This is a genomic window from Falseniella ignava CCUG 37419 (assembly GCF_000301055.1).
Lineage (GTDB): Bacteria > Bacillota > Bacilli > Lactobacillales > Aerococcaceae > Falseniella > Falseniella ignava.
This window is the reverse complement of the sequence record NZ_JH932300.1, coordinates 51032-77963: the sequence shown is the minus strand read 5'-3', so window position 1 is coordinate 77963 and position 26932 is coordinate 51032. Positions and strand designations below refer to the sequence as shown.

Here is a 26932-nt window from a genome sequence, read left to right as displayed (position 1 = left end):
ACTTTATTATCTTACCGACTTAGTGATTAAATTGCAATTGAAATTGATATTCTCCCAAAGGTCCTTGGGGTACAGAGAGCTGATAAGCGATATCCAAGCTGACATAATCTGAAGATGCTTGATAAGCTAATTGATTGGTATGTACATCAAGTAACCATAATCCCTGGGGGGTCATATACGGTGTTTGCGTTGTTAATTGATGCTTGAATTGTAAGGTATATTCTGGCATTCGAATCTCCAAGTGATCTATTTGCGCATCGTTCGCCCATTTTAAACTCACATTACGTTGCATCGCATCTTGATATTCAATTTTTCGGTATGACTTCAATTCCGTATAGATTCCTTCACAAGACAATTCTTCGACTTCCCATTCATCGCAGTGACTATATCGAATTAATTGCTTTACTTTAACCTCTACGCTTTGACGCTTCATTCAATTTCTCCTCCTGTACACATTCCTATTATAATCAAATTTCTGCTATAATGAAACTATCGTTACAGATAACTTTATAAATCGATAACAATGAAGTTTAAGATTGGAGTTTTTATGACACAATTAAATGATTTTCTAGCAACTTTCCAATGGCAGACATTAAATGAAGCGAACAACCCAGATGATCAAGATGTAAACAGTGCCTTAGCTTATCAGGACGCTTTAGTACGCTATATCGTACAGCAAAATCAAACTCAGCATGACAAACCCTATGGCGTTCTCCACTTCTATTCAACAAAAATCGACAGCATCTACCTTGGAGCAAAAGATACCCGCGTTGAAAGATTCAATCAAGGAATCGCTTATTTAAAGGATAATGACTATCGAATTGCGGTTCGACCTCATGGTGGATTATGCGTCATTAGTGATCCTGGAATTTGTAATGTCAGTTTCGTTGTAGACTCAGATTATTTCGCCTTATCAATTGATGAAGGCTATCAATTGATGGTCGATCTAATAGAAACACTACTCAACCCATACCATCTTCAAGTAGAAAGCTACGAGATTGTTGATTCCTATTGCCCAGGGAGCTATGACATTGTTGTAAATGGTTTAAAATTAGGGGGCATTGCCCAAAGACGTTTCAAATCAGGCGTAGCCATTGCGGCTTATCTAAGTATTGAAGGTAATCAAGAAGAACGTAGCCGATTAGTTCAAACTTTCTACCGGATTAGCGAGGCCGATCCGACCTATCCGCTTGTCAATCCAGCAAGTATGACGACACTCAGTCAATTGCTCGACCAACCCATTACGGTAGAGCAATTCGAGCAAATGATTATGACATATTTTGAATCGCACACCGAAATTCAACCACTAAGCTATCAAGATTCTACCCTTGATTCAATCTATCAAGAGATGCTATTAAAGCAACACCAACGCAGTTCTAAGTATCAGCTATAACACTATAAAGGAGCAGACGATGACTACTTATCAAGCCCGATACGAGCAACAAATTTTACCTCGTGAAAAAGTTTTTCGTGACCCTGTTCATGGTTATATACATATTCGAGATAACTTAATTTTACAGTTAATTGATACGAAAGAGTTTCAACGTCTGCGCCGAATTCGCCAACTAGGTACTTCAGCTTATATCTTTCATGGCGCTGAGCACAGTCGCTTCAATCATTCGTTAGGCGTTTACGAAATCACACGCCGTATTATAAATAATTTCCAGCGAAACTATCCTTCAGTAGAAGCTGGGGATGGTCTTTGGGATGACAACGAGCGCCTAGTGACACTTTGTGCCGCTTTATTGCATGATATAGGGCATGGCCCATTCTCGCATACTTTTGAGTCTATTTTCCAGACAAATCATGAAGCAGTGACGCAACAAATTATCACTTCTCCTGAGACCGAAGTGCACCAAGTGCTGCTTCAAATGGGAACTGATTTCCCGGATAAAGTCGCCAGTGTGATTAATAAAAGTTATCCGAACCGTCAAGTCGTTCACATTATTTCAAGTCAAATTGATGCTGACCGTATGGACTATTTAGTTCGAGATGCTTATTACTCTGGAGTAACTTATGGCAAATTCGATACAACACGTATCTTACGCGTCATCCGCCCTTACCAAGGCCAGATTGTCTTTGATTTTACTGGGATGCATGCGGTTGAAGATTATGTTATTAGCCGTTATCAAATGTATATGCAAGTATACTTTCACCCAGTTGCACGAGGTATGGAGGAAGTCTTAAAAAATCTCCTCGCTCGAGCCCGAGATTACTTCCAACAATATCCAAGTCGGATCGCCTCCTGCAGTGAATATTTGGCACCATTTCTAGAAAATCATTGGACACTCGCGGACTATCTCAAGTTAGACGATTATGTATTAACAAGCTATATCTCAGCATGGATTGAGGAAGAAGATACCATCTTATCCGACTTAGCTTATCGCTTTATCAATCGCAAACCTTTCAAATCCTTACTCACCACAGAAGCAACCATTACGGAATTAACTTTAGCCATTCAAGAAGAATTAGTTCAAATGAATTTAGACCCTGAGTATTATTTCGGTTCTAATTCTTCATTTGATTTACCATATGACTTCTATCGACCGAATGCTACAAGTCAAAGAACTCAAATTGATTTAATTACCAAAATGGGCCAAATTGTTGAGCTCAGCCAAGTTAGCCCGCTAGTCCAATCATTTGCTGGAGAGCAACGCGGAGACCACCGGCTCTATTATCCACGTGAGCTAATTCATCAACTGCTAGAAACAGATCCGGAATTATTGACAGAAAATCAAACGAAAGTACTATTGGCTTATCAAGCCGAAATCAATGACGTGACCTTTAATATTCAAGAAAGACTCTTTTAATAAATAAACACCTCACAACGCTTTTTAGAGTGACCCCAATTAGTTGGACCAAAGAGATAAGCATATTTTGCTTGTCTCTTTTTTATGTGTATAGGATTTAATCCTTAAGCAGTTTGTGCCTGTCTATATTCAACAGGACTTAACCAGCTCAACTTTTCCTTAATTCGCTCTTCGTTATAGTAACGAATATAATCAATGATTGCTTGTTCCAATTCCTTGTAACTTCGATAAACTTTTCCATAATACATCTCTTGTTTCATTACACCAAAGAAATTCTCTATCGGTGCATTATCGTAACAGTTGCCTTTACGTGACATACTTTGAAATATTTGATGTTCTTCCAATAACGCTTGATATTCTTTCATTTGATAAGCCCAACCACGGTCTGAATGGAAGGTTCGTCGATAAGAGCAGTCTTTTGAAACTTCAATCGCTTCCACTAATGCTTCAAGCATCGTTTCTTTATTAGGCTGATGAGAAACTTTAAAACTAATGATTTCTAGATTGTACAAGTCCATAAAAGGATCTAAATATAATTTCTTTACTTGAAGCTTGCCCGAATCATCTGCTTCATAGTATTTGAACTCTGTTGTGTCCGTCGTAATCTTCTGATACGGTATCGAGCTTTCGAATCGACGATTGATTCGATTGGGTGCAATTTGTCCGACAATGCCTTTATAACTATTATATCGACGATATTTGCGTCCAAAGTTTTTGACTTGAATCTTTAATTCTTGACAGATGCGTTGAACTTTCTTTCGATTGATTTTCAAGCCATCTTTTACAAGTTTTGCATGAATTCGACGGTAGCCATAATTTGAATGTGCCTCACGGATTGACATTATTTTTTCTTTTACTTCTTGATCTGGATCTGGTTTTTTCCATTGAGACTGCCAATACATATAGGTGGATTTAGGGAAGTTGATTGCCGCAAGAATCTCAGTTAAGGTAAATCTTTCTTGTTGACGGAGCTTGTGGATGATTCTTGCTTTGTCTTCGTTGCTTTCTGTAGCCGCAAGCTCTTTAGCATTTCCAAGTACTCATTTTTAATGGTCTGCATTTTAAGCTCATATTCAAGCTCTTTAATGCGATTGTTTGCCCGTTCTAAATCCGTTATTTTCAGTGGCTGAGAATCCATTTGATTTTTGTTTTTAGATTGTTTATTTCTAGACATCGGTGGCCTCCCTCGTTTTCGAGAAAGTCCTTCAACCCCTTGATTATGGTACTCTTGACGCCATCTAGCAATGAGACTTGGATTATTTAATCCCAACTCATTCGCTACGTCTTGATAGGACTTCTCACTTGCTTCATACAACGTAATTGCCTTCAACTTAAATTCTACACTGTATGAATTACTTTTGCGAGAACGTTTTAAACCTTCTATACCTAAAGTTTGATAAGCGTTGATCCATGTTCTAATTTGAATAGTCGATTTGAACTGATATTTTTTAGCCAATGATCTTAAGCTGATGGTTCCAGAAAGATACTCTGCGACCACTTTCATCTTGAATTCTAAACGATATTTAGCCATACAAATACCCCCTAAAGTTGGATTTTTCTTGGTCCAACTTTAGGGGGTCAGTTCATTTTGTGAGGTGTTTTGATTTAGAATTAAATTAAATTCTTATAGGTCATCTTGATCTGACCAAGCGGGCACATCGCCACCGTCTGAGACTTCAGCTAATTTTTCTTTGACTTCATCTGTTTGGTATAGAGAAACGATAAAGCGATATACTTCGTTATCTTTGTCGTCTTTACGTGTTGCAATAACATTTTTGTAGTCATCACTTAATTCTGCTGGATTATCCGTATCTAAGAAAATAGCACTTTCTTGATTTAAACCTGCATCCAGTGCAAAAGTATTATTAATTACTGCGGCTGCAACGTCCGGTAACACACGAGCTAATTGACCCGCTTCTAATTCTTCAAATTGAATATTTTTTGGATTTGAAGTAATATCTTTCACTTCTGGTAAGATGCCTGCGGCATCATCAACTTCAATGACGCCCGCTAATTCTAAAGCAAGCAACGCGCGACCACCATTAGTAGGGTCATTAGGAATTGCAACCGTATCGCCATCCTTTAATTCATCTAATGATTCGATTTTATCAGAGTAAACTCCGATTGGTGTGACATATGTATAACCAATTGGAACTAAATCTCCATCGTTTGAGTCGTTCCAATCATTTAAGAATGCGACATGTTGGAATGCATTTAAATCAACTGAGCCATCTTGCAGTGAAATATTTGGTTGTACGTAGTCTGTGAATAAGACAATCTCAATTTCGATGCCTTCCTCCTTCGCTCTCTCCGCTACAACTTTCCAAACTTCTTCTTCAGCCTCACTACATACGCCAACCGTTACTTTTTCATCTTCAAATTTAGGCTCTGCGGATACTTCGGTACCTAGACCAATGAATGACCCCGCTAAAACAACCGCTGCAGATAAAGCTTTTAAAAATTTTTTCATTTTACATTCTCCTTTTTATAAAATCTAGTACGACAACAACTTGACTCACCAATCGTTTCAGATTGGCTATGCGACAGACTCTCTCAGATTAACCACAATCCAAAATAAAAACTCCCGTCCTTCATAATTGAAAGGACGAGAGTTATACTTCGTGTTACCACCTTTATTTGTTGTTATATTACTATAACAACCTCTACCAGTGCGGAAGGATACTAAACTACGATACCTTCGATACTGTGGCATGGATAACGGGTGCTTCCGTTCATTCTTATTGCTTAAGCATTCAGAATGACCGCTCAGTGACCATTTTCAATTAAGTTTTTCTTACTTACTCTCACCACACGTAAGCTCTCTGAGAAGAATTGCTCAATTTACTTTTCACATCATTGCGTTTCTTAATCTGTGACATTATCTTACCCTCTCATAAAATAAATGTCAACACTTTTTTGAAAAACTTTTCAGAAATTAATTTTCTAGATGTTTACTGGCACGTCGTGTTAAATAATTGAAAATTAATTGCGAAATAAAAACAATCAATAAAATCAATAGGGTAGAAACAATAATAACATCGTAGCGACTACGGTTATAACCTCGGGCAATCGCAATCGTTCCTAAGCCACCCCCACCAACATAGCCAGCCATCGCCGTTAAACCAATTACATTAATCACGGTTGAAGCTGTTACGCGTAAGAGCGAGGTCAGTCCTTCTCTTAAATAGACTCGCGTAATAATATCAAAGTTTGATGAGCCCATCGCTTGAGCCGCCTCAACAACGCCAGGGTTTACTTCCAGCAAAGCAATCTCAACTTGACGGGCAAAAAATGGAATCGTACTAATAATCGTCGGAATAGTTGCAGCGGTAGGTCCGGTTGTTTTACCGACAATCCAACGTGTCACCCCTACCAATAATGCGAGTAAAATAATAAAAGGAATCGATCGGAAAATATTGACAAAGGTATCTAAGACACGGTAAATAAACCGATTCTCTAAGATGCCCCCTTTTCCGGTAACGGTCATAATAACTCCCATAACAAGGCCAATTAAGCCCCCGATAACCATCGATACGAGTAACATATAGATTGTTTCCCAAGTTGCTGTTACAAATTCATCACGTAAATCCCAAGCATATGGGAAGTGCTGCTGAATAAAATCGAGCATTTGGACAGAAGTGTCTTCCCAAGTTAATACAGGTTGCATTAATAATCGCCCCCTTCTACATTTACATATTCACGTAATAGTTCGTTATAGCGTTGAACCATAATGCCTTGGTCTGTCATGCCTTGCACAGCATGTTCAACTTGTTGTCGATTTCCCTCTAATCCAATAAGTAAATTACCTACAGGCGTATTATCTAAAATTTCAATATGCCCGTATAAAATATTCGCCGTTAAATCATACTCTTGCACTAAATGCGTAATAAAAGGTTCCAACGTTTGGTCACCAATATAGCGAATACTAATGATTTCGCCACGTTCATTCAAGGCTTGTGTGGATGGATGCTTCAAAACAATTTCCATTTCTTGGTCGAAGTGAGTTGCCGTATTAATAAACTCACGCGTTAAAGGACGTTTTGGTGCGGTAAAGATCTCCACAATTGAGCCTTGTTCGAGTACACTCCCGTCTTCCATCACCGCAACGCGATGGCATAAGTCTTTGACCACAGACATTTCATGTGTGATCATCACAATCGTAAGATTTAACTGTTGATTTAACTTCGCTAATAATTCTAAAATCGAACTCGTTGTTTTCGGGTCTAAAGCACTGGTCGCCTCATCACATAGCAAGATATCCGGTTCATTAGCTAAAGCACGGGCAATCGCAACCCGTTGCTTTTGACCACCCGATAATTGGGTTGGATAGCTATCAACCTTATCAGCAAGACCTACTAAATCCAATAGTTCTGCCACACGTCGACCTTTTTCTTCTCGGCTAAGCCCGCTCCCTTTCAACGGGAATGCTACATTATCAAAGATGGTTCTTGATTCCATTAAATTAAAATGTTGAAAAATCATCCCGATTTTTTTACGAGCTTGACGTAATTCTTTAGGAGTTAACGCCATCATGTTCTGTCCCTTTACCCAAATTGTTCCTTCCGTTGGCGGTTGTAAAAGATTAATCGTACGAACTAAGGTACTTTTACCCGCGCCACTATAACCTACAATTCCAAAAATTTCTCCCGGCTGAATATGGATATTCACATCTTTAACGGCTTGGACCGCTGAGTTTTTATTTTGGAATACGACACTGACATTGTCTAATTTAATCATGATTTTATCACTCCCTTTTCACTCAATGTATCATAGTCTAGTCTCTCGCTTCGAAAATGTCAATCTATCATATGAATATTTTTTCATTTGTTTTTCAATTTCAGCAAAAAAACACCTCTTATCTTTCGATAAGAAGTGTCTTAATTTTACGTTAAGATTAGTCTAATTCTGCTGTCTCGATTAAGCCATAGCGGCCATCGTTTCGGCGATAAACAATCGCAATTTCCATCGTTTCAGCATCCGTAAAGATAAAGAAGTCGTGCCCTAACATATTCATTTGTAAGACCGCTTCTTCACTATCCATCGGTTTAAGATTAATACGTTTACTACGGACAATCTTCAATTCATTTTCAGGGTGTTCCTCTGGTTCAGAAGACTCAACGAAGATGGCTGCTTCTTCCAAGCCTTTTTCACGTGATTTACGATTAATACGTGTTTTATATTTGCGAACTTGACGCTCTAACTTATCGACGACAAAGTCGATACTCTTATATAGATCGTCCGTTGTTTCTTCCGCTCGTAACACTAAAAATGAGAGTGGAATTGTCACTTCAGCTTTCGCTGTTTTATCATGATATACTTTTAAGTTCACATAAGCGGTAGCTTCTGCGACATCATCAAAGTACTTTTCTAATTTACTGACGCGTTTTTCTGCATATGCACGTATAGCTTCAGTGACTTCAATATTTTCTCCGCGTACGTTGTAGTTAAACATATCTATCCCTCTTTTCCAAATATTCTAAATAAGTTTTCAAACAAAGAGACTTATTTAGCGAAAAAGTAGTATCAACCACTTTTATTAATTATAACATAAAAAGGTATTTTAGAAAACGCAAACAATCAAAAAAGTAAATCTTAAGATATGAACTGGTCTGTAAAGTCATCTTCTTGTGAAATCGCAATTAGCGCATCCCCGTCTTTCAAAATATAATCCGGTGAGAATTCCATCGTATGGCGCTGGTCACTGCCGGTCTTAATGGCTAAAATATTAATTCCATAAGTTGATCTTAAATCTAACTCTCTAAGCGTATGCCCAATCCAATCTGGCTGAACTTGAATTAAGCCCATCGCATACTCTTTGTTCAACTCTGCTAACTGACCAAAAGATGGGTTAGCTAATTCACGACCGATTCTCACACCCATTTCCGTCTCAGGTAAAATAACTTGATCTGCTCCTAGCTTTAATAAGACTTCACGATAAGTCATATTCTTTGTTTTAACAATAATATGCGGCACACCCATTTTCTTCAAATGTAATAACGCAACAATTGTATCTTCAAGCTGACTTGAGGTCGCAATAATCACTATATCGCACGTATCGATACCTGCTTCTTTTAAATTCTCGATTTTTGTAAAATCTCCTTGGACTGCTTGCTCAACGATATCCATCATTTCCTCAACGTGATCCATTAATTTGTCCATAATAATGACATCATGACCTTCTTGAGTCAATGTTCGAGCTAAGGCTGCCCCAAATAGGCCTAATCCTAATACACCAAATGTTTTTTGTTCCATACTGTCTCTCCTAACCTATCATCATATTCATTTCTGGATAGTGAATTTGCCAATTTTTTTCATGACTACCCAATGACCATAAAAATGTTACCAAACCACAACGTCCCATAAACATTAACCAAATTAAGACAAGCTTACCGACTGCAGATAATTGTGGCGTTATTCCCATTGTTAATCCTACTGTACTAAAGCACGATACAACTTCCATTAATATTACTTCAATCCCTGTACCATGGGGAAAAGGTTCAGTAATTAATAAAATTAAAGTTGCAAACAGTATGAAAGTAAAGCCCATTGTTAAAATGAAAAAGGCACGTCGCAATGTTTCTTCACGTAATTCTCGACGATACAACGTCATCGGATGCCCTCGGAACGTATTAACTAGGAACAAGCCGGCCACAATTACAGTCGATACTTTAACCCCACCTGCTGTTGACCCTGAAGTCCCGCCAATAAACATTAATGCGATTGTTAAAAATAAACTCCCTGGCATTAGAAAATTATAATCAACATTAGCATATCCAGCCGTACGAGGAGTTACCGCTAAGAAGAATGAATTAATCACCCGATTCACAGGCGATAAATGCTGCCAAGTTTGATTATTCCATTCAAAACAAATAAATAGTAACGTACTGGACAACAGGAGCGCTAAAGTTCCAATAATAATTAACTTCGTATAGCGCATTAACTTACGGTTACGATACACTGTCAATAAGTCGCGCCAAACAATAAAACCTAAGCCACCCGCAATAATCAACACACTAATCGTCAACATTACTAATGGATTCGCTTGATAATTAATCAAACTATTACCAAATAAATCGAATCCTGCATTATTGAAAGCAGAAATACTGTGGAATACAGAATATAACGTCCCTTTGACCCAACCGAATTGAGGAATAAAGACTAACGAAAGGACTAACGCTCCCAAAGATTGGACTGCAAGTGTAAATTTAATGATATACTTCACAATATCGATGGAACCACTCATCGTCTCAATATTTAGCGTTTCAAGTAAAACACGACGTTGTCGCAAATTCGTTCGCCGACCACTTTGAGTAAAGAAAACCACCCACAAAGTCATAAAACCAATTCCACCAATTTCAATCAGTGTAATAATCACTAACTTGCCAAACGGACTCCAATGTTGTGCCGTATTTAGCGTTGTCTGCCCCGTCACACACACAGCACTAGTTGCTGTAAACATCGCATCTAATAAGTTTGTCCATTGATGGGCATTCGATGCAAAAGGTAATGCGAGTAAGATACCTCCGATTAAGATAATTGCCATGTAATTTACCACAATGTATTGTGGAATCGTTAATTGTTTTATTTTATATTTTTCCATGTTGCATTCTCTCCTGACACATTCTATTCAAGTAGTATATACTCTTTTGCTTAGAATGCAATCAATCAGATAAAATATCTCGCGCTAAACTTAAACTCAACACTTTACTTCCTTTTGGAAGAGCAAATATCAGTAGCGATTTAGAACAATGCATGGTCGCCCCAGTTGTATAAATATCATCAAAAATTACCCACGGTTTATCCGAAGGAAGTTGCCGAGATGTAGTAATTCTGAAAGGTTGTGACAACGACATACGTTGCATTCGATTCTTTTTAGCCTGCTTTGTACCATCGCCAATATAACTAAAAATAGATTCGACCGGAATCTGCGCCACCCGAAGTAATTCTAATGTGGCTGGGAAACCACGCTCTTCAATTGACTGAGGAGAATTGGGTAAGTAAGTCCAGTAACATGATTGATATTTTCGATACATCTCACGGAGTGGAAGACACATCACATGAGCCATTCGCACATCCCCCACATACTTATATTGAGTGATCCATTCGCGAAATACTTGATTATAGTGGAAAATAGCTTGATGATACAATTGTTCTTGAGGATAGACTGATAACCAACGATAACAGTCATAGCACCAGCTTTCTCCTTCTGAATGATAACATTGAGTGTATGGAGATGAGGCTTTCGTATCCAGAGGACGCTGGCAACCCGAACAAGATAACTCATGATTTTTGGAACCATACCGTTTCCAACGTTTTTCACATTTCTGACAGATTACCGGTTGAATTACTGGCTGAAACGATAATATTTGTTGGATGGTTAAGTCATTATTTAAAGGTTGTTCACACATTAAACACTCTGAAATATTATTCATTCGCTAACATCCCCTTTTCTATTGCAAGCTGATTCATCTGCTGAATCTCTTCTCGAGCTTGCACCATCGATTTGGAACGACCGAAATGACCAAAAATCAGTGTCCCCGTCGGATAATCAGGTCGCCTACCTACCCGCCCACTTATTTGAACCAAAGAAGACATATTAAATTGAGGATGTTCAGCCCCAACGACAAAAACATGACATTGCGGAAAGGTTACCCCTCTTTCCAAAATCGTTGTCGTTATCAAACCGTCCAACTCCCCTTCCCTCAACTGCAATACTTTCTCTTTTCGATCAACATCTTGTGCATGAACACAAGCTAAGCGTACGGACGTATCCAGTTCACTTAGCCAATCAAATAAGGCTTCTGCCATCGGAATACTTGGTAGAAAAATTAATTTTACCCCCGATAAATGCAAAAAAGATTGCAAATGATTCGCTAAATGACTCCATCGATCTCGCCGTTGAATGGCACGTCGCCAATCACCCAACCATACAAATTGTGGTTCTGGTAAGCGATGACGATGGTAACGTGCAGGAATTAAAATCGAATTCACCTCATGGTTAGCAATTTGTTGCTGTAACTTCGCATCCGGTGTTGCCGTTAAAAAGACGCATTTACCCTGAGGCCGATTCGCTTTTTGAACGGCATAATGCAGCATTTCGCTATTAACGTATGGGAACGCATCGACTTCGTCCACAATGATTAAATCAAACGCATGTTTAAATCGAAGCAATTGATGCGTTGTACTAATCACCAAAGGAGCGTAACGATAAGTTTCCTCGCTACCACCATACATTAATTGAATCTCAACTTGTGGAAAGGCTTGGGCCAAGCGAGGTGCCAATTCCAACACAACATCAATACGGGGCGACGCTAGCGCAGTACGCTTACCTTGTTGTAGTTGATGCTCGATCAGAGGATATATAATTTCAGTTTTCCCAGATCCTGTTACTGCATGCACCAAATCAGCGCGTGTTACATCGGATAATTGATCAATCAGCTGGTGTGCAGCTTGGTGTTGTGCGGGAGAATAGTGCCCCTGCCAAGCGCAACGAATCGTTGGATTGGGGTCCGATGGTAGAGAAGGCCAATAATAAAGCTGCGTGGACAAAGACATCCGACCTAAAGTTAAACACTCCAGACAATAGATTAGCCTTGAATAAACTTCATGTTGGAAAAACCTGGCAGAATCCATATTCGAACATCGTAAGCAACGATAGCCTCCGGACATTGTTGCCTCGACGGCAGGGTACTTTATCACCACTTGACTACTCTCTAATTCGGGTATTTCTGACTTTTGTTGCTTTGGTAAATTTAAAAACCGAACAATTTCATCCATTGTTAACTCACAGCCTTGTAATTCATAATCAATCGAAAACATTCATCAATTCCCTCCTTATGAATAGATACGCATAAAATTTAAAAATTTTGATTAAAATAAAAAAACGCTAAACAAATTTGTTTAGCGATTAAATAATAAATTGAATAAGTTCATAGTGATCATTTTAGCGATTATCAATCTTTGGAATCAGTGCGATGCCGCGTCCCCCATGTCCTAAGTGAGTTGAAATCACGGATCCAAGTGGGCGAATTTGAATCGGGATATTCGGGTGTTTTGATTGAATAGACTCTTTAATAGACTGAATAGTTGGTTCAATATCTCCATGAGCTAACCAAATCTCAATGCCTGCTGGATATTGTTCTAATCGGTCTGCAGCGAGTTCACACCACCGTTGAATCACTTTTTTATCAGTACGTAACTTCTCAAATAAAACAATCTGTCCGGCCTCATCAAAGACCATCAAAGGTTTAATCTTTAAAAGATTTCCAATCAAAGCACTTCCGCTTGATAATCTTCCCCCTTTGCTCAAGTTATCGAGATTTTCTACCGTTAAATAAATCTCGCTCTGCTCAGCTAACCACAACGCTTCTTGATAGACTTGTTCAAAGTCTATCCCTAAAGCGACTCGGTCCATAATATGGCGAACAAGAACCTCTTCAACAACGGAAGCTCCTTTAGAGTCAACCAAGTATATTGGCAACTGATCTTCATAATCTTCTAAGATCATCGAAGCAGTTTGGAAAGTCCCGCTAATACCCGATGACATAAATACACCAAAGACCGCGTCATACCCTTCATTAGTAATCTTTTCCATCACTTCAATATAAGCGCCAGCGGGAGGTTGTGAAGTTGTGGGTAGCGGATCACTCTTGGCTAACTTTTGATAAAAATCGGCTTGATCAACAGCTGAGTCAACCATATCAATACCGTCTGAAAAATGAACATTCAAATTCACAATATAAATGTTTGCTAGTGCTTGAAGTTCCGACGGTAAATAAGCCGAAGAATCTGTTATAATTGCAACTTTCATGCTCTATCCTTTCTTATAAATGTTGTTTGTTCCCTTTTGTTTAGATTGTCTATTCTGATTTCACATGATACAGTAAAGAAAGAATAAACAAAGGAGTTCATTAGATGATTAATTTACTCACGATCCAGCAGCCGATCGAAGATGAAATTGAAATTCGTAAATCAAGATTTATCACTTACCTGATCCCCATCGAAAATGAAGATGAATTTCATCAAGCTTATGATGAGATTAAAAAACAACACCCCAAAGCCACCCACCACTGTTATGCTTATATCTTAGAAGGTGAACAAATTATCCAGCGGATGAGTGATGATGGTGAACCTTCTGGTACAGCAGGGGTTCCAATGCTTGAAGTTTTGCAAAAAAATAATTTAAATCATATTATGGCTGTCTGTGTACGATATTTTGGTGGCGTTAAATTAGGGGCTGGTGGATTAATTCGTGCGTATAGTAGCAGTGTTAGTTCGGCGTTAGACCATGCTACGATTGTAGCTCAAGTTGATCAGCAAATTATCGAATTATCGATTGCTTATGAACATAACGATACGGTCTTTCACTACTTAAGCGTTGATGCTCCTCAACCCATTCAAATCATCAATACTGAATATACTGAACAAGTGCGCTATCAACTTGCACTCTTTCCACATAATTTAGCAGATTTTACGCAACAAATTAATAATCTAACTCATGGACAAGGTATTATTAATCCCATCCATATCCAACAAGTCCGTATTCCTGCGGCCCAGCTTGAAGAAATTAATTCTTAGGTAAGATAGGCAAAATACCTAACCCCATACAATCTTTACCTCCATGTGTTCCGATTACAGGTGATAAATAGCCTGTTCGAATCGAAATATGGGGGTATTTTTGTTTGATTTGTTGGCTGAGCCATTCCGTATCAGCCAAGTTATCCCCATGCGCCAGACCTACTTCAATACCTGATTCGTATTTCTCAACGGCGTCATCAACAATTTGTAAATAGCGTTGATATACGCGTTTGAGTGTCCGCTGTTTTTCAAAAATATCTACCTTCGAGTCAGAAGTAAAGTAGACAATCGGATGAATTTGTAATAGGCCACCAATAAAAGCGCCCGCCTTACTTAAACGTCCGCCTTTAACTAAATTTTCAAGATGTGGAATCACGACATACACTTCAGATTGCGCTGCAAACCACTCGAGTTGTTCGACGATGGCATCAAGTTCCCATCCCTTCGCTTCTAATTCAATCGCATCCATTAACATCCGTTCCATGACAAAAGATACGCGCTTTGAATCTACCACCCGAATGGTCAACTTCGACTGGTATTCTGAAGCAATCATTTGCATTGTTTGATAGGTTCCACTTAATCCTTTGGCCATTGAAATCATTAAGACTTGCTGATAGCCTTGTTCTACAATCTCATCAAGACAAGCGGCCCATTGGTAGGGCTCTGGTTGAGATGTCGTTGGTAACGTATCCGAATCAGCTAAACGTTGGTAAAATAATTGAAGCGCTGAAGGATCCGATGTATCTTGAATCACTTCATCATCCCAAATAAGTGAGAGCGGCACTTCATAGACGTCAGGCCGCGCTCTTAAGGTATCTGATATGGTGGCAGTGCTATCAATAATATAAGCCGTTTTTGGCATTTTTAATTCGCCTCCTCGATTATACCCCCATCATATCACCGTTAAATTAACTCAATATGAACTAGAGCATCGATTTAGCTATTATTTCCAAAAATCATCAAAAATTGTAATCGGCATATGTCGCTTATGTTGATTCGCTAGATATAAACTTTCAATCCGTTCTGCCGCTTTTTCCGCAATGGCTTCTCCATGTAAATACGCATCAATTTCACGATAAGTTACTCCAAGTGCTTCCTCATCCGATTGTAGCGGTTGGAGATCTTCTAAATCTGCGGTCGGAACTTTAGTATAGAGGCGCTCATTAGCATTTAAATATTGCAACATCTGGGCACCTTGCGATTTCGTTAAGCGCCACAATGGCATTAAATCCGCTGCACCATCGCCAAATTTGGTAAAGAATCCGGTCACATTTTCAGCTGCATGATCACACCCAAGTACAACCCCTTGACGCGCTCCCGCAATCGCATATTGTACAATCATCCGTTGACGCGCTTTAATATTCCCTTTATTAAAGTCCGTCATCACGACTTCATTTTGTGTTAATTCTTCAACCAATTGATCCGTAGCGGACTTAATATTAATCGTTAATACTTCATCGGCTTGAATAAAATCAAGCGCTAATTGTGCGTCTTCCTCATCCAGTTGTACGCCGTAGGGTAAGCGAACTGCAATAAATCGGTATGCCGTATCTAGGGTCTCTTGGCGCAATTCTTCCACTGCTAATTGTGCTAATTTCGCTACCAAAGTGGAGTCTTGGCCACCACTGACACCTAAGACATACGTCTTCAGCCCGGGGAGACGTTTGAGGTATTGTTTTAAGAAATCAATCGTCCGACGAACTTCGTTAGCTGGATCAATTATCGGTTGAACTTGAAGTTGTTGGATAATTTCTTGTTGTAATGGTCTCATGTTTACTCCTACTCCTTAGCTTGTTGCATCGCTTGGACACGTTGGTTGACTTCTGCTTGAATTTTTCGAATGCTATTCATTTTTTCATCGTATAATTCTTGGGACAAGTCTACTGGATATGGCGTTGGATTTAAAACACGCTTATGTTCGTCATCCAACCATTCTAAGTTAGCTTGCGCATAAGAACGAATTGTATCTAAATCAGGTTGGTCATATACCAACTTCCCATTATCAAATATTTGATGAAGCATCGGCTTCGCTTCAAAATTCTCAACCGTTTTATTAATGTATGTATACGTTGGATGGAACATAAAGAGCGAATCTTGTTCATTTGGATCCGCATCTTCAAAGGTAATATAATCACCTTCACCTTTTCCTGTTTCTTTACTAATAATCCGCCAAACTTGTTTAACACCTGGGGTTGTAATTTTTTCGGCATTACTTGAGATTTTCATGGTTGGGACTAGTTGACCAGTTTCGTCTTCGATACTTACTAATTTATAGACTGCACCTAGAGCGGGTTGATCATAGGCAGTAATTAGCTTGGTGCCAATTCCCCAATCATCTACCCTGGCTCCTTGCATATTTAAGTTTAGAATCGTCAATTCATCCAAATCATTCGATGCAATGATATGCGCATCTGGATAACCTGCCTCATCTAACATCTCGCGAATATGTTTTGATTGATAAGTAATATCTCCGGAGTCAATCCGAACACCGATAAAGTTGATACGGTCTCCCATTTCATCAGCCACACGGATTGCATTTGGCACGCCAGATCTTAGTGTGTCATAGGTATCGACTAAAAAGACGACATTTTTATGTGTTTCAGCATAGGCTTTAAACGCTTCGTACTCATCGCGATAAGCTTGAACTAAAGAGTGGGCGTGTGTTCCAGAAATTGGCATACCAAATAACTTACCCGCTCGAACATTGCTTGTAGAGTTAAAGCCACCGATATAAGCAGCACGCGTTCCCCAGATTGCTGCATCAAATTCATGTGCTCGACGACTTCCGAATTCCGCAATCCCTGCTTTCGGTCCAGATACATACCGGATTCGGGCAGCTTTCGTCGCAATTAATGTTTGGTAGTTAATAATATTCAACAACGCCGTCTCAACTAATTGGCACTGAAGTAACGGACCTTGTACTTGAATGAGAGGCTCATTGGCAAAGCACAACTCGCCTTCAACAAAACTTCGGACGGATAGCTTGAACTCTAACTCCCCTAAATATTGAATATATTCTTCTGGGAATAGTTCGGTGCTTCTTAAATAATCTAAATCACTTTCGGTAAATTTCAGATTAGATAGATATCGAATCATTTTCTCTAAGCCAACAAAAATAGCATACCCACTCTCGAATGGGTTAGAACGAAAATAACCTTCAAAAACAGCTTCCTTATCTTGAATCCCTTCCGCCCAGTAGGTCATCGCCATATTGATTTGATATAAGTCTGTATGCAGCATAAAGCTGTCATCGCATGGATAATATGTCGTCATAGTTCTACCTCTTATCTATATTATATTACGGTCATTGTATCACATTCTAATACTGTTTGACTAAATTAGTATCGTAAGACATTAAACAAACCCCATGCCTCGACATGGGGTTTGATAAAACTTTTTATAATTTACGTGACTTATTCTGCACTTGTTTCTTCTTCAGCCGCTTCTGTTTCTTCTAATGATTCCGCCTCAGTCTCTTCAATAGATTCATCGCTTGGCTCTTCTTCTGATGCTTCTTCAGATACTTCTTCAGATTCGTCAGCTGCTTCATTTTCAACAGATGATCCAAGCGTTGGTGCTGTAATTGGACCTCCTTGGAATTCTGGATCAATATGAATTTCAAGTGTTAACATAAGTTTGAATTCATCCAAGACCGCTGACTCTTCTTCGGTCATACCATTAACCTCTTCCATAACTTCACGAATAGCTGGACCATCAAGCTCAATTTCCATGCGTGTGTAAGTCATTCGTTTTGTTTCTTTATCGTAATGAATTTCCGCATCTTTTAAAGCTTGAATACCTAACTTAATTTGCTCTTCAATATTTTCAGTCGCACTGTTAAGCATTTCTTGTTTTTCTTCTTCTGTGAGTCCAACAAATTCTTCGGGATCTTCCCCGGCTTCTTCTGCTTCTTGACGCGCTTCTTCGATGGCTTGTTCGATTTCTTCAATCATCTCTTCAGTATTTTTACGTGATTGTTCTTTTAATTCTTCCAAGTCAATCATTTCAAGAACTTGTTCATAACTTACATCGTCTTTTAATGTCATGATGTATTCTGTATCAGTTTCTTCAAAATCATACAGTTGTTGTACGAGTTCCCAGTCTTCAGGAGTTTGTCCTTGCATGTCCTTGATTTGATCGAAAATTTCAGCGAATTGCTCTTCAAATCCATCGAAATTGATGACTTCCCATTCAAAACCTGTATTATAGTAAACAGTGTCATCGACATAAATTGCTTCACCTGTAAAATCAATATTTTGCGGTTCTGCGTCTTCTTCAGATGCTGGTGGGTTCACTAGCCCTTTAATTGTTACGTTCCCTTGAGCCGTTAAAGGTTCGGTTGTAAATTTGAATGCACCATCTACATCGCCATTAACGCTAAGTTCATCCGCTCCAACTAAGTTTGCTGTTAATTGATAAGTTCCAGAGGTAGGTTGAAGTTCCATGCTTGTTTCAACAAGTTCTTCGTAAATACTCTGCCAATCTGTTTCAGCATGAACGGATTGACCTAAGGTACCCATACCGATACTTGAGCCTAACAAGCCAACTACGAGCCATTTTTTCATCTTTTTCATCATAGCAATCTCTCCTTCGTTGATTGATAATTTTAGTATACGCTTTTCATAAAAAAATGATACTAAAATGATTAGTATCATCAAATAGTATCATTCGTATTCTTTATTTAATAATCGTCATTTGATCTTCATAATCTTGCCACTCATCTTCCACTCGTTCGACTTCTTCTTCAAACCCTCGCGAAGAGACTTTATCAAATAAAATTTTTGTCGTTCTAAATAATAATTTAAAATCAAATGCTAACGAATAGTTCTTAATATATAGCAAATCAAAGTTTAATTTACGATTAAAATCTGAACTATACTTGCCGTAGACTTGTGCATAGCCTGTAATCCCGGCTTGCACATTGTGACGTAGCGTATAGTACGGGTTTTGCTCTGCGTATTGTTTTACGAAGAATGGACGTTCCGGACGGGGCCCTACAAGCGACATATCACCTTTCAAAACATTGATTAACTGTGGCAACTCATCAATCCGCGTCGAGCGAATAAACCGGCCCACGCGAGTAATTCTGGCATCATCCTTTGTCGCTAAGACGGGACCTGATTCTCTTTCTGCGGTTGCACTCATCGAACGGAACTTCAAAATATTAAAGTGACGCCCCCCCTTAGTAATGCGCTCCTGCTTATAGAAAATCGGCCCTGGAGAATCCAACTTAATTAAAATTGCCGTAATTAACATAATTGGTGAAGTAACAATTAGCAATGCGACTGATACAATCAAATCGAAAGCACGTTTCAACACCGCTTCTTCAGGATTAATCTCAAAGTTCGATATTTCCAGAACACTCTCGTCATCAAAGTTCATCACATTGGCATTCAACATCATTAAGTGTTCAAACTCTGAACTTAAAAATAATTTCTTACTCTCTTGCATCAAATATTCGTATACTTTCGTTCGAACAGCTTCATCGATCTGTCCGGTCATATAGACAATATCCACTTCCGAAGCGTAAGCTTTAATATTCGATAAATAATTGGAAAGAATAACGTGGGTAACTTGGTGGCGCTGATTTTTCATCGCATCAAAGTTGCGTACAGCCTCTAATACACGTTCATTTTCCCCGACAATCATCACCCGCTTATGACCGCGAACTTTCTGGTAAATCATATAGACAATCGCGTTATAAATAAATAAAATAAAAGTCCCTAAAACAAAGTTAATCAGTAAAACCGAACGTGGAAACGTTAAACGACTGCGTGCATATATCAATACCATAATATAGCACGTTAATGCCAATTCGCTCAACATCGTAAAATAAAACAAATCTAATAAATTTTTATTGTAAAAAACATATGTCCCAAAAAGAAAATTAATAACAATAAAACCAACTACAATCCACAAATAATTCGCTTGAAATGCACTGTAATTTCGATATGGAATATTCCCAGCAAAACGTAAGTAAAAACTTAGATACATACTGCCTAACGCGATTAGAGAACTAACAATGACAACTGCCAGACGCAACAGCGTATTCCATTCGGCTTTCTTAAACATAGTATCCTCCTTCCAAGCTTTGGATTCTCATCTATTATACTGATTCAAGCTTTAAAATGCTAGACCCTGAAGAAATGGACTTAAAAACTCTTTAAATCACTAAAAAACCACTCAGCGCAAGCTAAGTGGATTTGAAATTCGTATTCGTAAACTTACCTTAAAATTTCTCATCAAAGAGTGGACTTACTGAACGATCTTCATGAATGCGCAGTAAGGCTTCAGCCACTAACTTCGCAACCGTAATTTGTTCAATCTTATCAAGCTCTTTTTCTTTTGGTAGAAGAATTGAGTCTGTAATCATAACCTTCTTAATTGGAGAAGCTTCGAGGCGCTCAATTGCGGGCCCTGATAAAACAGGGTGAGTACAGCAAGCATAAACTTCGGTAGCACCTTGATCTAATAATGCTTGTGATGCTAAAGTAATCGTACCTGCCGTATCGATCATATCATCGATAATGATACAGCGTTTGCCTTTAACATCCCCAACAATATGCATCACTTCAGCGACGTTCGCTTTAGGTCGACGTTTGTCAACAATCGCGATCGGTGATTTTAAGAATTCCGCTAACTTACGTGCACGGGTCACCCCACCATGGTCTGGAGAAACTACAACCACATCATCACCATATAAACCATCATTCATTAAGTGGCTCGCAATTAAAGGCGATGCGAGCAAGTGATCCATTGGTATATCGAAAAATCCTTGAATTTGTGCTGCGTGAAGATCTAAGGTTACCATGCGCGTTGCCCCGGCAGATGTTAGCATGTTAGCAACTAATTTTGCGGTAATTGGCTCGCGAGACTGCGTCTTACGTTCTTGACGAGCATATCCATAATATGGCATCACCACATTAATGGTTCGAGCGCTCGCACGCTTGCACGCATCAATGGCAATTAATAATTCCATCAAGTGTTCATTGACTGGGTTTGATGTAGACTGCACGATGTAGACATGGCTACCTCGAATACTCTCAGCAACATTTAACTTGATCTCTCCATCTGCAAACTGGGTTAAATTAATCGTACCTAACTTAACGCCTAATGCATCAGCGATTTTCTCTGCGAGCGGTTCATTTGAACTCAGCGAAAACAACTTAAATCTTGGATCATCGATAAAACGATTACTCATTTTTTTCCTCCCAATAATTATTTTTGCATAAATTTTTGCCAAAAATTAGATTTTGTCGTCTGTCTAACACGACCAATACCGAGACTCTCATCTGGCATATCTTCTGTGATGGTTGATCCCGCTGCAGTAACCGCATGATTACCGATTTGTACAGGTGATACAATCACTGAACCAGATCCGATAAAGCATTCATCACCGATAGTACTGTGATGCTTTTTCTTACCATCATAGTTTGCGATGACCGTACCACAACCAATATTCACATTTCTACCAATCGTTGCATCTCCAATATAGGTTAAGTGGCCCGCTTTCGTATGGGCACCTAATTCGCTTTTCTTCACTTCGACAAAATTACCGATATGAACGCCTTCGTCTAATACCGTTTCAGGTCTTAAATGCGCAAAAGGACCGATCGTCGCTTGTTGGGCGATCTGACTCAACTCAATAACCGATTGGCGAACAACGACTTCATCACCAAGTTGACTATCTTCAATTACACTATGTGCTCCAATCGTACAATTTGAGCCGATACGTGTCTTCCCTTTTAACTGAACGCCTGGTTCAATCACTGTGTCGTTACCAATTTCAACGTCGACTTCAACATAAGTAGACTCTGGTAAAACAAAAGTTACCCCATTATCCATATGCTGATCCATAATGCGTTGATTCATAATACGGGTCACTTCTGCTAAGCGTTGACGGTCATTGATCCCAATAATTTCATCAAATTGCTCCGTCACATATGCTTTGACCATTTCACCGCGTCCTTGTAATAAGCCAATCACGTCGGGTAAATAATATTCGCCTTGAGCATTATTATTATCAACCTGATCTAACAATTCAAAGAGCTTCTGATTGCCGAAAATAAATACACCTGAGTTAACTTCCGTAATTTGTATTTCTTTTTCATCACAGTCTTTAGTTTCAACAATTTTTTGAACGTTACCTGCTTCATCTCGGACAATCCGACCGTAATCATTCGGTAATGAGGCAATCGCTGTTAAGACCGTCCCCGATGCGCCTGATTGTTCGTGGAAATCATACAATCGCTCTAACGTCTCGCCGGTTAAGAGTGGACCGTCGCCGTTAACCACTAACGTTGTTCCGGGCTGTCCTTCTAAGATTGACTTCGCTTGTAAGACCGCATGCGCTGTACCAAGTTGTTTTTCTTGAATTGCACACTCACTTTGACCGGTTAAAACTTGTTGAATTTCTTCGCCGTCGGTCCCGATAATTGTGACAACTTGATCTACCCCTGCTTTGCGAACTGCTCGAACGGTATGTTCAATCATCGTAATACCGTTAATTTTATGTAAAACTTTTAATTGATTTGATTTCATACGGGTGCCTTTGCCTGCAGCTAGCACTACCGCCATTCGTTTATTCATCCCAACACTCCTTGTGTTTTTACTGGCCTATCACATTATACGTCTTTTATATCCTTTAATCTATGGTAGGTTCTGACTTTTTTTCAAAAAGACTGCCTAAGGCCAATTCTAATTCATATTGTCGACTTTCTTCGTTGAATGCGAGATTGATGCTCACTAATGAATCAAACGCTAAGGTGCGCACGATATCCGGTGCGGGATTTTCTCCTACGACACAAACCCCGACAAGTTTTGCATCAAATGCCTTAACTAAATCTATCATCCCTTGGCATGTCCCACCATTTCGGATAAAGTCGTCGACAATTAAGACGCGCTCTTTGGCTTCAAGTTGACTTTCTTCAAGCTCCATCCGACCGACTTTGTGGTAAGAACCTGAGACAAATTCTACTGAGCGGGTAGCTTCGCGAGAAGTGGTTTTCCCGGTCCGCGCAAAGATAAATTTCGCATCCAAATAACGGGCTACTAATGTCGCCAACCCAATCCCGTTCGATTCCATAGTCATAACTGCATCAACTTGTTCATAGATATAGCGCGAAGCCATTAACCTCGCAATTCGATCAACAATATTAGGGTTTTGTAAAATATCCCCAAGATAAATATAGTTACCTTGTAAAATACGGTGTCCTTTGGATAACATCTCCATTAATTTCTCACCAATTTGACGCTGTTCTTCCGGATGAACAATTGGGTAATAGACTACGCCACCTGAAGCCCCTGGAAAGGTCTTTATCGTTCCAAGTCGTTGTTGCTCAAAGACTAATTTTATTAAAGATAAATCTTCACTAACAGATGTTTTAGCACAATTTAGATGGTCCATAAAGGTTTGATAATTAACTAATTGACTCGGTCGGTCGACTAAATATTGCGAAATATAGACAATGCGTTCATTTCTCTTCGGTTTATATCTATGCCCTGCTACCACTTGATTTCCTCCATTATCATTTCACTTTAGTCTCGTATCGTTCACGAATTACGACAAAAAAGCCTGCTGGTAATCTGCTTCTTTAAATCCAAGGACAACATCCTCTTGGCTTACAACGAGTGGACGCTTAATCAACATTCCGTCGGAACTTAAAAGTTCAATCTTTTCTATATCTGTTAATTGATTGAGTTTATCTTTTAAGCCCAACTCTTTGTACTTCATCCCGCGGGAATTAAAGAATTTTTGAATCGGCAGGTTTGATTTTTCAATAATTTGTTGCAACGTTTTGACAGACGGAGGTTGTTTTATCATATCGATTGCCTCAACCTCAACACCATTCGCTTCAAGAAAAGCTTTGCCATTGCGGCAGGTCGAACACTTCGGATATTCATAAAAAGTAACTTTCATTTTCTGTCTCCTCCTTAGTAATTCCAGTGTATCAAAAAGTAAGCTATAATCATAGTTGAAGAATCAAAGCGTAACCATTTTGTTACGAATTACAAAATATTATTATGGGAGGGTTCAACATGCTTAATTCAATTATCGCCCAACATCCTGAATTGACGGAGATAATCAATCTCGAGCCTACGCTGTGGCTCAATCCAAAGTTACAAAGTGATACTCAAAATTTGTGGACCAGATTACCCTATCAACTTGAAGATATTCAAGCTGCTAACGCAAGATTAGAGCGATTTGCTCCATTAATTGCTCATTACTTCCCCGAGACCAAACAACAAGATGGGATAATTGAATCCGAACTGCGTCGAATTGACCGTTTTGCCCGAGCCATTCAACTCAATGCCCCGCTCTATTTGAAGATGGATTCACACCTGGCGGTGGCTGGATCGATTAAAGCACGCGGTGGAATTTATGAAGTGTTATATTTTGCTGAGCAACTCGCTCTAGAGGCCGGCTTTATCCAACCTCAAGATAATTATATTGCTTTAACCAAACCAGAAGTACGTCAATACTTTCATCGATATACGCTACAAGTCGGATCAACCGGTAACTTAGGTCTTTCGATTGGTATTAGCGCTGCCGCACTTGGATTTAAGGTCATTGTTCATATGTCACGCGATGCCCAAGGGTGGAAGAAAGATTTACTCCGCAGCAAAGGCGTTCAAGTCGAAGAATACGAAGGCGACTTTACCCTTGCTGTTGAAACAGGACGAAAAGCGGCCGAATCAGATCCATATAGCTACTTCATCGATGACGAACAGTCTCTCCAATTATTTATGGGCTATGCTGTTGCAGCCTTGCGTTTGCAAAAGCAGCTTGAAGCACAAGCCGTGCCCGTCGATATAGAACATCCCTTATTTGTTTACTTACCTTGCGGTGTTGGAGGCTCACCAGGGGGTGTCGCCTACGGACTCAAACGATTGTTCGGTGACGCTTGCCATATTTTCTTTATCGAACCTACCCATGCGCCGAGTATGTTAATCGGCATGATAACGGAGCAGTACGGAAATATTAGTGTTCAAGATGTCGGTATTGATGGTCGAACCGAAGCGGATGGCCTCGCTGTAGGACGTCCTTCAAGCTTTATCGGTCAGCTGATGGATTCTTTGATAGCAGGCATTATGACCGTTGAAGATGCCACCCTCTTTGACGACATGAAATTATTAAATCAAACCGAGTCCATCCAAATCGAACCTTCCGCCTGTTCGACTTTTGCTGCGATAGACCAACTCCATCAAGTTGACAGTAAAGTTGGTCAACGCATGCAACATTATATTCAGCAAGCAGGGATTGCGAGCCCCCAATCGATTACCCATCTCTGTTGGGCAACGGGCGGTGCACTTGTTCCACAAGAAGTGATGAAGGCTTATTTAAGTCGATAGTTTCTTCATAAAAGATATAATAAATACCAAGGTTATTGAACTCCATTCAATGACCTTGGTATTTTTGATGCTAGATTTTTAATTTCTCTCATTTTAACTTATTTGTTAGGATAACCAATATTTTCTTCGGTCGTTTTGTTAAATAGATGGATTTTATTCACATCAAAGTGAATATGCGCTGAATCCCCTTTTTCCCAATCTCGAATTGAGCTAATGACAACCCATTCGGTCGACTTTGTCTCGACATAAACGGCATAATTCGGTCCTAGATTTTCTGTCATTTTAACTACAGCATGAATCGAATTCTCTGAAGGCTCTTTTGAGATGCTAATGTGTTCCGGTCTAATTCCGATAATATAGTCTTTCTCCGAGAAGTCATTGAGGTATTGCAACCATTCGCTATTTAATTCTAACTCTTGAGAACCGATGAGCAGATGATTGTCACGCCAACTCACGGGTTGTAAATTCATCTTAGGTGTTCCGATAAAAGAAGCTGTAAATACATTCTTAGGTTGATTATAGACTTCTTCCGGCGTCCCAACCATTTGTATTTTACCTTTATTCATTAAGACGATCCTGTGTCCTAGGGTCATTGCCTCTACTTGATCGTGTGTAACATAAATAAAAGTCTGATGATATTCATCGTGGATATCAATCAATTGATTCCGCGCTGATTGTCGTAAAGTCACATCAAGATTTGAGAGTGGCTCATCCAGTAAAAAATACTTAGAGCGTTTGACGATGGCTCTGGCTAAGGCTACCCTTTGTCTTTGCCCCCCTGACAAATCTTTTGGGAGTCGATCTTGATATTGGGTTAAGTCTAACATTTCAAGCGCTTTTTGAAGACGTCTTTCAATTTCCTTTTTTTCGACTTTATTCGCTTTTAATGCGAAAGTAATATTATCTTTAACTGTCATATTAGGATACAAAGCATAATTTTGGAAAACCATCGCAATATCTCGCTTTCCGCTCTCCAAATTTGTTACATCTTCCCCATCTAAGTATAACTTACCAGATGTAATAGATTCTAACCCAGCTATCATTCGAAGCGTCGTGGATTTACCACATCCTGAAGGACCTAAGAAAACCACCCGTTCCCCAGCATTAATCTCTAAATCCATCTCATGGATTACTTCAGTATTACCATAGCTTTTAGATACATTTTCTAATTTTATTCCTGTCATAATTGCCTC

The 26932-nt window shown here is 39.3% G+C and carries 25 protein-coding genes and 1 other annotated feature; of the genes, 4 read left to right on the top strand and 21 right to left on the bottom strand.

Annotated features, from left to right (window positions below):
* Positions 1-19 precede the first annotated feature (19 nt).
* Entirely contained in the window at positions 20-433 is a 414-nt protein-coding gene (locus HMPREF9707_RS00400) for a DUF1934 family protein (RefSeq protein ID WP_006700747.1), read from the bottom strand.
* A gap of 114 nt (positions 434-547) precedes the next feature.
* Here HMPREF9707_RS00400 and HMPREF9707_RS00395 point away from each other — a divergent pair, with 114 nt between their 5' ends.
* Positions 548-1393: a lipoate--protein ligase family protein gene (locus tag HMPREF9707_RS00395; protein WP_006700746.1), complete on the top strand. Its 846-nt coding sequence runs from the start codon at positions 548-550 to the stop codon at positions 1391-1393.
* Between the two features lie 19 nt (positions 1394-1412).
* Positions 1413-2810, top strand: a complete 1398-nt coding sequence (locus HMPREF9707_RS00390) for an HD domain-containing protein (protein ID WP_006700745.1) — start codon at positions 1413-1415, stop codon at positions 2808-2810.
* 104 nt (positions 2811-2914) lie between these two features.
* Here the strand turns inward: HMPREF9707_RS00390 and HMPREF9707_RS08630 are convergent.
* The 10 genes from HMPREF9707_RS08630 to HMPREF9707_RS00335 all read right to left on the bottom strand — a co-directional run bounded on the left by HMPREF9707_RS08630 (position 2915) and on the right by HMPREF9707_RS00335 (position 13620).
* A protein-coding gene (locus HMPREF9707_RS08630) for an IS3 family transposase (RefSeq protein ID WP_415751406.1) occupies positions 2915-4341 on the bottom strand; the annotation gives its coding sequence in 2 pieces (ribosomal slippage) (positions 2915-3777 and positions 3777-4341; 1428 coding nt in all).
* Positions 4342-4434: 93 nt separating this feature from the next.
* A complete protein-coding gene (locus HMPREF9707_RS00375; RefSeq protein WP_006700742.1) occupies positions 4435-5280 on the bottom strand; it encodes a MetQ/NlpA family ABC transporter substrate-binding protein in 846 nt (281 codons plus the stop codon).
* 128 nt (positions 5281-5408) lie between these two features.
* Positions 5409-5676: a binding site (T-box leader), on the bottom strand.
* A gap of 69 nt (positions 5677-5745) precedes the next feature.
* A complete protein-coding gene (locus tag HMPREF9707_RS00370) occupies positions 5746-6438 on the bottom strand; it encodes a methionine ABC transporter permease (protein WP_040442946.1) in 693 nt (230 codons plus the stop codon).
* Between the two features lie 38 nt (positions 6439-6476).
* Positions 6477-7547 carry a methionine ABC transporter ATP-binding protein gene (locus tag HMPREF9707_RS00365; protein ID WP_006700740.1) on the bottom strand — a complete coding sequence of 357 codons (1071 nt, stop codon included), beginning with the start codon at positions 7545-7547 and terminating at the stop codon, positions 6477-6479.
* 157 nt (positions 7548-7704) lie between these two features.
* Positions 7705-8262 (bottom strand): ribosome hibernation-promoting factor, HPF/YfiA family, encoded by a 558-nt coding sequence (gene hpf / locus HMPREF9707_RS00360; RefSeq protein ID WP_006700739.1) that lies wholly within the window; start codon positions 8260-8262, stop codon positions 7705-7707.
* A 140-nt stretch (positions 8263-8402) separates the two neighbouring features.
* A complete protein-coding gene (locus HMPREF9707_RS00355; RefSeq protein ID WP_006700738.1) occupies positions 8403-9062 on the bottom strand; it encodes a potassium channel family protein in 660 nt (219 codons plus the stop codon).
* 10 nt (positions 9063-9072) lie between these two features.
* Complete coding sequence (locus HMPREF9707_RS00350) at positions 9073-10410, bottom strand: TrkH family potassium uptake protein (protein WP_006700737.1); 1338 nt, start codon at positions 10408-10410, stop codon at positions 9073-9075.
* Positions 10411-10471: 61 nt separating this feature from the next.
* Positions 10472-11242: a ComF family protein gene (locus HMPREF9707_RS00345; protein WP_006700736.1), complete on the bottom strand. Its 771-nt coding sequence runs from the start codon at positions 11240-11242 to the stop codon at positions 10472-10474.
* On the bottom strand, positions 11235-12629 hold the full coding sequence (locus tag HMPREF9707_RS00340) for a DEAD/DEAH box helicase (protein ID WP_006700735.1): 1395 nt from the start codon (positions 12627-12629) through the stop codon (positions 11235-11237). The genes HMPREF9707_RS00345 and HMPREF9707_RS00340 overlap by 8 nt, the downstream gene beginning before the upstream one ends.
* 124 nt (positions 12630-12753) lie before the next feature.
* Positions 12754-13620 (bottom strand): DegV family protein, encoded by an 867-nt coding sequence (locus tag HMPREF9707_RS00335; RefSeq protein ID WP_006700734.1) that lies wholly within the window; start codon positions 13618-13620, stop codon positions 12754-12756.
* A gap of 104 nt (positions 13621-13724) precedes the next feature.
* Here HMPREF9707_RS00335 and HMPREF9707_RS00330 point away from each other — a divergent pair, with 104 nt between their 5' ends.
* A complete protein-coding gene (locus HMPREF9707_RS00330; RefSeq protein ID WP_006700733.1) occupies positions 13725-14387 on the top strand; it encodes a YigZ family protein in 663 nt (220 codons plus the stop codon).
* On the opposite strand, the gene HMPREF9707_RS00325 is transcribed toward HMPREF9707_RS00330, so the two are convergent.
* From HMPREF9707_RS00325 to HMPREF9707_RS00285, 9 genes are all read right to left on the bottom strand, one after another.
* Positions 14377-15249, bottom strand: a complete 873-nt coding sequence (locus HMPREF9707_RS00325) for a DegV family protein (protein ID WP_006700732.1) — start codon at positions 15247-15249, stop codon at positions 14377-14379. The two genes, HMPREF9707_RS00330 and HMPREF9707_RS00325, sit on opposite strands and share 11 nt — an antisense overlap.
* 81 nt (positions 15250-15330) lie before the next feature.
* The gene (gene nadE / locus HMPREF9707_RS00320; protein ID WP_006700731.1) at positions 15331-16158 is read right to left on the bottom strand and encodes an ammonia-dependent NAD(+) synthetase; all 828 of its coding nucleotides are present in this window, start codon (positions 16156-16158) and stop codon (positions 15331-15333) included.
* A gap of 8 nt (positions 16159-16166) precedes the next feature.
* Complete coding sequence (locus tag HMPREF9707_RS00315; RefSeq protein WP_006700730.1) at positions 16167-17660, bottom strand: nicotinate phosphoribosyltransferase; 1494 nt, start codon at positions 17658-17660, stop codon at positions 16167-16169.
* Between the two features lie 140 nt (positions 17661-17800).
* Positions 17801-18964, bottom strand: coding sequence for a hypothetical protein (locus HMPREF9707_RS00310; protein ID WP_006700729.1), 1164 nt, complete (start codon positions 18962-18964; stop codon positions 17801-17803).
* A gap of 100 nt (positions 18965-19064) precedes the next feature.
* Positions 19065-20459 carry a sugar transferase gene (locus HMPREF9707_RS00305; RefSeq protein ID WP_006700728.1) on the bottom strand — a complete coding sequence of 465 codons (1395 nt, stop codon included), beginning with the start codon at positions 20457-20459 and terminating at the stop codon, positions 19065-19067.
* 157 nt (positions 20460-20616) lie between these two features.
* Positions 20617-21588, bottom strand: a complete 972-nt coding sequence (locus HMPREF9707_RS00300) for a ribose-phosphate diphosphokinase (protein ID WP_006700727.1) — start codon at positions 21586-21588, stop codon at positions 20617-20619.
* Positions 21589-21605: 17 nt separating this feature from the next.
* Positions 21606-22976 (bottom strand): bifunctional UDP-N-acetylglucosamine diphosphorylase/glucosamine-1-phosphate N-acetyltransferase GlmU, encoded by a 1371-nt coding sequence (glmU, locus tag HMPREF9707_RS00295; RefSeq protein ID WP_006700726.1) that lies wholly within the window; start codon positions 22974-22976, stop codon positions 21606-21608.
* Positions 22977-23031: 55 nt separating this feature from the next.
* A complete protein-coding gene (locus HMPREF9707_RS00290) occupies positions 23032-23898 on the bottom strand; it encodes a phosphoribosyltransferase family protein (RefSeq protein ID WP_006700725.1) in 867 nt (288 codons plus the stop codon).
* Between the two features lie 48 nt (positions 23899-23946).
* Entirely contained in the window at positions 23947-24306 is a 360-nt protein-coding gene (locus HMPREF9707_RS00285) for an arsenate reductase family protein (protein ID WP_006700724.1), read from the bottom strand.
* Positions 24307-24425: 119 nt separating this feature from the next.
* Between HMPREF9707_RS00285 and HMPREF9707_RS00280 the strand changes: the two genes are divergently transcribed.
* Complete coding sequence (locus tag HMPREF9707_RS00280; RefSeq protein ID WP_006700723.1) at positions 24426-25739, top strand: D-serine ammonia-lyase; 1314 nt, start codon at positions 24426-24428, stop codon at positions 25737-25739.
* A gap of 98 nt (positions 25740-25837) precedes the next feature.
* Here the strand turns inward: HMPREF9707_RS00280 and HMPREF9707_RS00275 are convergent, their stop codons facing one another.
* Positions 25838-26923, bottom strand: a complete 1086-nt coding sequence (locus tag HMPREF9707_RS00275; RefSeq protein ID WP_006700722.1) for an ABC transporter ATP-binding protein — start codon at positions 26921-26923, stop codon at positions 25838-25840.
* Between the last annotated feature and the right edge of the window lie 9 nt (positions 26924-26932).

Coding starts and splice junctions, on each gene's coding strand:
- HMPREF9707_RS00400 (WP_006700747.1), bottom strand. CDS start 433: ATGAAGCGTCAAAGCGTAGAGGTTAAAGTAAAGCAATTAATTCGATAT.
- HMPREF9707_RS00395 (WP_006700746.1), top strand. CDS start 548: ATGACACAATTAAATGATTTTCTAGCAACTTTCCAATGGCAGACATTA.
- HMPREF9707_RS00390 (WP_006700745.1), top strand. CDS start 1,413: ATGACTACTTATCAAGCCCGATACGAGCAACAAATTTTACCTCGTGAA.
- HMPREF9707_RS00375 (WP_006700742.1), bottom strand. CDS start 5,280: ATGAAAAAATTTTTAAAAGCTTTATCTGCAGCGGTTGTTTTAGCGGGG.
- HMPREF9707_RS00370 (WP_040442946.1), bottom strand. CDS start 6,438: ATGCTCGATTTTATTCAGCAGCACTTCCCATATGCTTGGGATTTACGT.
- HMPREF9707_RS00365 (WP_006700740.1), bottom strand. CDS start 7,547: ATGATTAAATTAGACAATGTCAGTGTCGTATTCCAAAATAAAAACTCA.
- hpf (WP_006700739.1), bottom strand. CDS start 8,262: ATGTTTAACTACAACGTACGCGGAGAAAATATTGAAGTCACTGAAGCT.
- HMPREF9707_RS00355 (WP_006700738.1), bottom strand. CDS start 9,062: ATGGAACAAAAAACATTTGGTGTATTAGGATTAGGCCTATTTGGGGCA.
- HMPREF9707_RS00350 (WP_006700737.1), bottom strand. CDS start 10,410: ATGGAAAAATATAAAATAAAACAATTAACGATTCCACAATACATTGTG.
- HMPREF9707_RS00345 (WP_006700736.1), bottom strand. CDS start 11,242: ATGAATAATATTTCAGAGTGTTTAATGTGTGAACAACCTTTAAATAAT.
- HMPREF9707_RS00340 (WP_006700735.1), bottom strand. CDS start 12,629: ATGTTTTCGATTGATTATGAATTACAAGGCTGTGAGTTAACAATGGAT.
- HMPREF9707_RS00335 (WP_006700734.1), bottom strand. CDS start 13,620: ATGAAAGTTGCAATTATAACAGATTCTTCGGCTTATTTACCGTCGGAA.
- HMPREF9707_RS00330 (WP_006700733.1), top strand. CDS start 13,725: ATGATTAATTTACTCACGATCCAGCAGCCGATCGAAGATGAAATTGAA.
- HMPREF9707_RS00325 (WP_006700732.1), bottom strand. CDS start 15,249: ATGCCAAAAACGGCTTATATTATTGATAGCACTGCCACCATATCAGAT.
- nadE (WP_006700731.1), bottom strand. CDS start 16,158: ATGAGACCATTACAACAAGAAATTATCCAACAACTTCAAGTTCAACCG.
- HMPREF9707_RS00315 (WP_006700730.1), bottom strand. CDS start 17,660: ATGACGACATATTATCCATGCGATGACAGCTTTATGCTGCATACAGAC.
- HMPREF9707_RS00310 (WP_006700729.1), bottom strand. CDS start 18,964: ATGATGAAAAAGATGAAAAAATGGCTCGTAGTTGGCTTGTTAGGCTCA.
- HMPREF9707_RS00305 (WP_006700728.1), bottom strand. CDS start 20,459: ATGTTTAAGAAAGCCGAATGGAATACGCTGTTGCGTCTGGCAGTTGTC.
- HMPREF9707_RS00300 (WP_006700727.1), bottom strand. CDS start 21,588: ATGAGTAATCGTTTTATCGATGATCCAAGATTTAAGTTGTTTTCGCTG.
- glmU (WP_006700726.1), bottom strand. CDS start 22,976: ATGAATAAACGAATGGCGGTAGTGCTAGCTGCAGGCAAAGGCACCCGT.
- HMPREF9707_RS00285 (WP_006700724.1), bottom strand. CDS start 24,306: ATGAAAGTTACTTTTTATGAATATCCGAAGTGTTCGACCTGCCGCAAT.
- HMPREF9707_RS00280 (WP_006700723.1), top strand. CDS start 24,426: ATGCTTAATTCAATTATCGCCCAACATCCTGAATTGACGGAGATAATC.
- HMPREF9707_RS00275 (WP_006700722.1), bottom strand. CDS start 26,923: ATGACAGGAATAAAATTAGAAAATGTATCTAAAAGCTATGGTAATACT.